At 31.9% G+C, this 1,074-nt stretch carries 1 protein-coding gene; it reads right to left on the reverse strand.

Translation table 11 applies throughout. The features are described 5' to 3' along the window. On the reverse strand, positions 1–594 hold a 594-nt coding region (locus FHL06_RS14010; protein ID WP_238334071.1), incomplete at its 3' end, for an ABC transporter substrate-binding protein. Between the last annotated feature and the right edge of the window lie 480 nt (positions 595–1,074).

Below are 1,074 nucleotides of genomic sequence, written 5' to 3' on the forward strand. Positions count from 1 at the left end.
AAGATTATGATTTTTAGCATATTTTTTAACCATCTTGATCTGTAAAACTGAATTTTCTTCTGATGAATTATATAAAACACCAATTGGTTTATTATTCTTAGTCAAAGTAGTTAATAGTTTAACTTGCTTATCAACTGGTCCTAAATCTTTAGTACCAGTGACGTTAGTATTAGGCTTGTTATCACTCTTGACCAAACCGGCACTCTCTAAATTAGTTACAGCCGTGACAACAATTGGAGTTGATTTAGTTTTCTTGGCCAAAGCTTGTGCTGATGGTGTAGCAATACCCAAGATCAAATCATTTTTCTTTTGAGTCAATTGTTGTGCCATTGAATTAAGATTTGATTGATCCCCTTGAGCATTTTGAAATTCGATTTTGACGTTTTTACCATCAATATAACCACTCTTTTTCAAAGTGTCGTCGATTCCCTTATTAATTTGATCCAAAGCGGGATGTGACATTAATTGCAGGACCCCAACTTTTGGAATAGCATTTTGCTTTTGGCTATCAGCACGTCCCGTATAAAAATATGCAAAAATTAAAAACATTGCTAATGCAGCAAGTGTTGCGTAAAGTCTTCTCGTATGTTTCATCGTTATATTTCCCCCAAATTAAAAAGACAACCCCAGATTGTGTGGGATTGTCTTAAAAAATAAAATACCCACATGGCTAAATTTTTAAAAAATTTTCCATGTGGGCTCTAAAATTATCATAGTTTAATAAGCCGATATGGATTCAATCCTATTCAGATTGAATCCATCTCGGATCAATCTGAGTTATCGGCTTTGCCAACGAATATTCACGATGTTTAGAGAGTTAATTGATTTCATAATGTTTTCTCCTAACAAATTGATGTCTCAAATATATTTCAATAGTTAGAGATTGTCAACTGTAAATTTTTGATAAGAAAACTATTAATTATTTTCTGAAAAAACATATAATGTAAGCATTGGTAGAAATGCGAGGAATTTTTATGAAAAAAAATATACGAATACTCTTAATTGTTGGATTGATGGTAGCTATTTTTACTGGATTCACCTATTTTGATAGTTTTATGTATCACGATCCGGTAG

It is taken from the genome of Companilactobacillus halodurans, from assembly GCF_009600985.1.
Taxonomy (GTDB): Bacteria; Bacillota; Bacilli; order Lactobacillales; family Lactobacillaceae; genus Companilactobacillus; species Companilactobacillus halodurans.